We start from the raw sequence: 6,916 nt of genomic DNA on the forward strand, positions 1-6,916 counted from the left end.
CAAACGTTGCACCGGGGTTTGCAGTGCTCGTTACTACCGGTGACGCATCGCAGTTATCCGTTACGGTTGGTACAGTCCAATTCACCACGGCATTACAAGTAGTCGGGTTAGTGGTCACGCTGATGTTTGTCGGGCAATTGTTGAATACAGGTTTAACCCCATCGGTTACCGTTACAGTGAACGAACAGGTTTCCTTATTGCCGGCTGCATCGGTCGCTTCATACGTAACGGTTGTTGTGCCCAGCCCAAACGTTGCACCGGGGCTTGCAGTGCTTGTTACTGTTGGTGAAGCATCACAGTTATCGGTAACAGTCGGTGCTGTCCAGTTCACCACCGCGTTACAAGTGGCCGGGTTGGTGGTTACGCTGATGTTGGCAGGACAATTGGCGATTACAGGTTTTGTGCCATCCGTTACAGTTACCGTGAATGAACAGGTCTCTTTGTTACCGGCTGCATCCGTAGCTTCGTAGGTCACAGTATTTATACCTAACCCAAACGTTGCACCTGGGTTGGCTGTACTGGTCACGGTAAGAGACCCGCCGCAGTTATCACTTGCGGTTGGTGGTGTCCAGCTTGCCGTTGCCGTGCAGGTAGCCGGGTTAGTAGTTACGTTGATGTTTGCCGGGCAGTTTGTAAATACAGGCTTGGTAGCATCTGTCACGGTTACTATAAATGAACACGTGCTTTGATTGCCCTCCATGTCTTTGGCAGTATACGTTACCGTATGCGGGCCCAGCGATAGTGTAGTGCCGGGATTAATATTGGCATTGATCTGGGGCGATGGATCACAACTGTCGGTTGCTGTTGGCGGAGTCCAGTTTGCCACAGCATTACATGTTGTAGGATCAACGGGTACTGAAAAATCAGCAGGACACCCGACTAATACAGGAGGAGTATCATCGCGTACTTTCACGTTAAAGCTACAGTTGGCGGTGTTGCCATAGTTATCGGTTGCCGTATAGGTAACTACTGTGGTGCCTACCGGGAAGAAGTCGCCAGGATTATGATCGGGTATTACAGAGGCTACACCACAGTTATCAGTAACAGTAGGCGCAGTCCAACTTATACTTTTGCCACAGGCTGTGGCATCGGCAGATACATCGATGTTAGCAGGGCAACTGGTAAAATTCGGAGGCGAACTCTCCATGTTCAGGCAGCAAATGGGTGTGCCGCCAACACTTTCGCCCGCGGTCACTACGAAATTGCCAAACGTGGTACCAATCTTTACAGGATTGGAACAGGATGTGCTGATGTCGGCCAGTACCAACAGCGTTGTGCGGATGGTTACATGGTTGCCCACAAAGGGCTGGCCTGCACCGGCAGAGCTTTGTACGTCAAATGTACTGCCGGGCAATAACAGCAAGCCACTGTAGATGCTTCCGCCATCATCGCGCACATCTACTGTGAGACCAATCAGGCCCGTAAACCGCACGGTGATTTTTGTAAGTCCTACGTTACAACCACAGGTCGTAATAGGCGGGCAACTGCAACTCTGTGCAAAGACTTGCTGCGTGCTGAGTATACCCAGCATAGCCAGCAACCCCAGGAAGAGTGCCTTTTGCCTTCTTACAAAATCAACCGATAACATATTTCAGCTTGTAAATCCGCCAAAAGCCACGAAAGGCACCTTTGAGTACGATCATTCCATCCACAAACAGTCATCTTTGCAAAAAGGGCCTGAAGCGAAAACTAAGTGGTGATTGTTAAAAAAATTATCGTTAAACTAGTGATTTTCAAGGGTATTACAGATTTATTTTTTTAAAGTTCTTATTACATACATAATGAGATAAGGCTGGTGTTTGCGTCCGGGCTTTCATGTTAATCCCAAACACCATTCATTTCTGTCAGTATAATGGGGGCTGCCTCAGTAACTACAATAGTATGTTCGTGTTGTGCCATAAAGCCTCCTTTATCGCCAACCATAGTCCAGCCATCATTGAGAGTTTTGGCATACGTTGATGTTGTTGAAATAAATGTTTCAATGGCAACCACACTGTTCTTTCTGAACCTGGTCAGGTTAGATCGGTCGCTGTAATTTGCAATTTCGCCGGGAGCTTCGTGGAGGCTTCTGCCTATTCCGTGTCCGGTTAAATTCTTGATTACTTTATAGCCACGTTTCCTGGCTTCGGTTTCAATGAGATATCCTAAGTCTGAAATGCGAACACCACCTTTTATACTATAGATTGCTTTATGTAAAATCTGTTTTGAAGCGTCTATAAGTTTTTGATGTTGATGAATGTCTTCGCCAATCACAAATGAACTTCCGTTGTCAGACCAAAAACCATCAAGCTCGGCTGAGACATCTATATTAATCAAATCGCCTTCTTGCAGTACTTTATTATCGGACGGAATGCCATGACAAAATTCATGGTTCACACTTATACAAGTCCATCCCGGAAAACCGTAGGTGAGGTATGGTGCAGATTTCGCCCCGAAGTCCCGGAGGATTTTTGCCCCATAGTGGTCCAGTTGCCTGGTTGTTATACCAGGCCGGGCATAGTCTCTCATCTCTTTTAATGTGCAGGCAACTGCTTCGCTTGCTGCTTTCATCGCGATCAGCTCAGCTTCTTTTGTTATTGACATATTCGTTGTTGTCTGTTGGTTTGGGCTCTTAACAGCTAACCTTCAAGTATACACAATAACCGATAACATGCGGATGAAGTTATTGTTATAGTCATTGAAATTAACAATTTCGATCCGCAGCATCGCTTGGAGAATGGAGTAATTTAAAAAACGTGTATTCATAATATTTTCAGAAATTCGGGAAATGTTAACAGCACGCTCATGGATAATTCAAGAGTATATAAAATGTCGTTTGCCAGTGTATATCCGCATTACATCCGGAAAGCGGAGAAAAAAGGACGAACAAAAGCAGAGGTTGATGAAATTATATGCTGGCTTACAGGATACAATGCAAAAACACTGCAACAGCATATAGACCAGAAAACTGACTTTGAAAACTTCTTTGCACAGGCGCCTCAACTCAATCCGAATGTTTCAAAAATCACAGGCGTAATTTGCGGTTATCGTGTGGAAGAGATTGAAGATAAGCTGATGCAAAAAGTCCGTTACCTGGATAAACTCATTGATGAGCTGGCCAAGGGAAAAACGATGGACAAGATTCTGAGGAAGTAAGCAATATGCTATCGCTGAATTTTGTGTGAAGAAAATAGCTATAGGTGCACAGCCGCAACACTATTATGTCTGTACATGGTGCTGCTGCAGCTACCTTAAATGTATACTTCTAACTTTCATTAATGCGCATCCTTCACACAACGAAAACCAATGTGCGATTGGCCACTATCAACGGAAGTTCCCTGCCGGGCGCTGGGGCGATAGTTTACACAATAGTTACTGGCACATAAAAATGATCCTCCTTTTGTTACGCGCTTTTGTGCATAGGGTTCATTCGGGTCGTACGACTTGGCGGGGCCTTTCGGATCTTCGGTTATCGCCATCCTGGCGAGCGATTGAAAATAGGTAGCATCATACCAGTCGCTGGTCCATTCCCATACATTGCCAATCATATCGTATAATCCATAGTTATTGGCCGGAAATGTTTTTACCGGCGATGATGACGCAAATCCATCTTCTGCCAGGTTGCGGGTGGGGAAACTTCCCTGAAATGTGTTGGCCATAAATTTTCCTTGGGGGCTTACTTCACTGCCCCAGCTATACCGTTGCTGCTCCTGGCCTCCGCGCGAGGCGAATTCCCATTCAGCTTCCGTAGGTAATCGTTTGCCGGCCCACGTTGCATAGGCAAGTGCATCTTCATACGCTATATGTACTACGGGGTGATTCCATTTGCCATCGAGGTTGCTATCGGGGCCTTCCGGATGTTGCCAGTTTACACCTTTCTTCCATTCCCACCATTGTGTATAGTCGTTGAGCATTACCGGTTGTTCAGGTGCATGGAACACCAATGATCCTGGCACCAGCAAACTATCGGGAGGTTTTGGTGTGCCCGGAGGCAATTGCCTGCTCAGCTCTTCCCAGGTAGGCTTTCGTTCGGCTACGGTGATATAGTTTGTAGCGTCTGTAAACTTCTTGAATTGCTCATTCGTCACTTCGGTTTCGTCCATCCAGAAGCCTTTTACCCGAACACCGTGTGCAGGGCGCTCGTGCTCGTAAGCATCGCGCTCGTCAGTGCCCATGGTAAAATCGCCACCGGGAATCCACACCATGCCGGCCGGTTTTTCCTGTGAAGAAGATGCATCGGAGTTCTTTGATTTTTCAGCGCACCCGAACGATAATACCAGCATAATGAAAACGCTGCAGGCAGATTTCATGCAAATTGATTTTAAGAATGATGGGTGGAATCGTCCGAAATATACTCGGAAATTTTAAATATGGCCTACTCCTTATTTGCCCGTGGCTTTTTTAATCGCCCTGGCTGTATGCTTCTACAGATTCTTTTGGCGGTTCCCGTTCCCCAATTCTGTAATTACTGCTGGTATATTTTCAGGATGTTGCTTTCACCGTGGGCCGATAAAGCGTGAGGTATAAAAACGCCAATGCAGCGAACAGACCACAGAGCATAAAGGTCAGGAATGTATTGGCCGGACTGTCTCCGTAGACCGTTCCCGAAACAACAGCACCTATGCCAATACCAAACTCCATGCAGATATAGAGTGAAGCAACCCCACGGCCTTTATGATGTTCATCGCTCAGGTCAGTAGCCCAGGCCAGCAAAGTAGGAGAGGTGGCCCCCTGGGCAAAACCGTATATCAAGGTACCACAGATCACCAATACAACAGAGTCGGCCATGGCAATCGTAAACATCGCGATGGCAATCATGCTGGTCGATACCCGCAGCACCGGCTTTCGTCCCCAGCGATCAGAAGCTTTTCCGCCCACCAACCGAACGAGGAGGGAAGCAACGGTAAGGCACGTAAAAAGCACTCCTTTGTTTTTAATACCTACCGATGCACCCAGATCGGGGATCAGGGTAAACATGGCACCATAGGCATACGCACTCAACACCATTACCAGGCAAGGTGCCAGTACACGCGGCTCGAACAGATCGTGACGTTTTACTTTGAGTATCGATACATGAAAGCGATGCCTGTTGTGCAGCGTTTCTTTTATACCTACCAGTATTACTATCGATATCAAAGCAAATGCTGAAGAACAGTAGAACATGGTATGAAGTCCAAAGCTGTTCGCGATGTTTCCTCCAATGGCCGGGCCGCTGGCCATGCCCAAACTTCCTGCCGTGCCGAGTAATCCCATAGCTTCTCCTCTGCGCTGTGGAGGAATGATGTCAGAGAGATAAGCCGTTTGCCCAGTAGGTGTAAACCCGGTAGAAAAACCATGCACCAGTCGTAATAAGAGAAATCCGGATACAGCGGATAGCACCGGGTATATCAGGCTGCAAATAAAGCACACCGTTGAACCGAACATCATTACCGGCACACGCCCCACTTTATCGGCAAGCTTGCCGCTGAAAGGCCGCGATAACATGGCCGTAAGTGTAAACAGTGAAATGATGAGTCCTTTATATTGAGCTCCACCCAGGCTCGTGAGGTATTCAGGCAACTCGGGTATAATCATATTGAAGCTCGCGAAGAACAAAAGCGAGCTGACACAGAGTAACCAGAACTGGGGAGTGTAGATTTTAGTGTTGATCAAGGTGTAGAGAAAAAAAGTGTCTGCACGGGGTGCAGACACTTGGTTAATATCAGGCTTGTTGAGGCTGTTCCTGCGCGCCCAGCAAAAATGCTTTTATAAAATCGTCAAGGTCACCATCCAGTACAGTTTGCGCATCGTGGCGTTCCACACCTGTACGCGCATCTTTCACAAGTTTGTAAGGATGCAATACATAGTTACGAATCTGCGAACCGAAATCTATTTTCATTTTGCCGGCTTCGATCTTGTCGCGCTCGGCATGGCGCTTCTCCATCTCCATCTGGTATAATTTGGATTTCAGCATTTGCATAGCTCGCTCGCGGTTAGCATGTTGTGAACGCTCCACCTGGCAAACAATCACGATACCGGTTGGTTTGTGCGTGAGCTGAACTTTCGTTTCAACCTTGTTTACGTTCTGTCCACCGGCACCACCGGAACGCGAAGTTTGTATCTCGATATCGGCAGGGTTAATGTCGATTTGAATCGAGTCGTCAACTTTTGGATATACAAATACCGAAGCGAACGATGTATGCCTGCGCTGGTTGGAATCAAACGGAGAGATGCGCACCAGGCGATGTACACCAATTTCTGATTTCAATTTGCCGTACGCAAATGGGCCATCGATTTCGAGGGTTGCCGATTTTATACCGGCTACATCTCCGCTCTGATAATCAATTTGCGATACACCATAGTCGTTCTTCTCGCCCCACATGATATACATGCGGTTAAGCATATCGGCCCAATCCTGGCTTTCGGTTCCACCCGCACCGGGGTTGATCTCGATTACAGCACTGAGTTGATCTTCTTCTTTGCTGAGCATTTTCTTGAACTCAAGCTCTTCAATGGCTTTGGAAGTTTTTTGATACTCCAGTTCAAGTTCGTCTTCGCCAACATCGCCGGCTTCATGAAATTCGTTGAGCACATCCAGATCGTCCATTAACTTGGAGACATGCTCAAAAGCATCGGTCCAGATTTTCTTGGCGCGGATATTTTTAAGAATGGCCTCGGCTTGTTTGGGGTTGTTCCAGAAATCAGCCTGCTGGGTGATGAGTTCTTCATCTCTTACTTCAAGACTCTTACGGTCGTAGTCAAAGATACCTCCTCAAGGCGCTAACACGAGCCTTCAAATCTTTCAACTGGTCAGTTGTCATGTAGATTTTTGTTTAATTAAGTTGCAAATATAGAAATATGGGAAAAACATCACTGGCAGTTTGATGGGTGGTGTGTCGCTGCTTAATTCAAAAATTATGGATGCGTGCAGGCGCCACCTTCTCAACATTGATCTGTG

General features: G+C 46.9%; 6 protein-coding genes. 1 reads left to right on the forward strand and 5 read right to left on the reverse strand.

The window, feature by feature from the left end; translation table 11 throughout:
* Together V7Q33_RS07865 and map are read right to left on the reverse strand one after the other, a co-directional pair.
* On the reverse strand, positions 1 to 1,588 hold a 1,588-nt coding region (locus tag V7Q33_RS07865; protein WP_333819487.1), incomplete at its 3' end, for an HYR domain-containing protein.
* 230 nt (positions 1,589 to 1,818) lie between these two features.
* Complete coding sequence (map, locus tag V7Q33_RS07870) at positions 1,819 to 2,583, reverse strand: type I methionyl aminopeptidase (RefSeq protein WP_331975903.1); 765 nt, start codon at positions 2,581 to 2,583, stop codon at positions 1,819 to 1,821.
* A gap of 201 nt (positions 2,584 to 2,784) precedes the next feature.
* Between map and V7Q33_RS07875 the strand changes: the two genes are divergently transcribed.
* Positions 2,785 to 3,135 carry a DUF2200 domain-containing protein gene (locus tag V7Q33_RS07875; RefSeq protein WP_333819489.1) on the forward strand — a complete coding sequence of 117 codons (351 nt, stop codon included), beginning with the start codon at positions 2,785 to 2,787 and terminating at the stop codon, positions 3,133 to 3,135.
* Between the two features lie 119 nt (positions 3,136 to 3,254).
* Here V7Q33_RS07875 and V7Q33_RS07880 read toward each other — a convergent pair whose 3' ends face one another.
* The 3 genes from V7Q33_RS07880 to prfB form a co-directional block, all read right to left on the reverse strand.
* Positions 3,255 to 4,289 carry a formylglycine-generating enzyme family protein gene (locus V7Q33_RS07880; protein ID WP_333819490.1) on the reverse strand — a complete coding sequence of 345 codons (1,035 nt, stop codon included), beginning with the start codon at positions 4,287 to 4,289 and terminating at the stop codon, positions 3,255 to 3,257.
* A 172-nt stretch (positions 4,290 to 4,461) separates the two neighbouring features.
* Positions 4,462 to 5,631 (reverse strand): MFS transporter, encoded by a 1,170-nt coding sequence (locus V7Q33_RS07885; RefSeq protein WP_333819491.1) that lies wholly within the window; start codon positions 5,629 to 5,631, stop codon positions 4,462 to 4,464.
* A gap of 49 nt (positions 5,632 to 5,680) precedes the next feature.
* A protein-coding gene (gene prfB / locus V7Q33_RS07890; RefSeq protein WP_333819492.1) for a peptide chain release factor 2 occupies positions 5,681 to 6,779 on the reverse strand; the annotation gives its coding sequence in 2 pieces (ribosomal slippage) (positions 5,681 to 6,718 and positions 6,720 to 6,779; 1,098 coding nt in all).
* Positions 6,780 to 6,916 lie beyond the last annotated feature (137 nt).

The sequence above is a fragment of the Ohtaekwangia sp. genome, assembly GCF_036786105.1.
Taxonomy (GTDB): domain Bacteria; phylum Bacteroidota; class Bacteroidia; order Cytophagales; family Cyclobacteriaceae; genus Ohtaekwangia.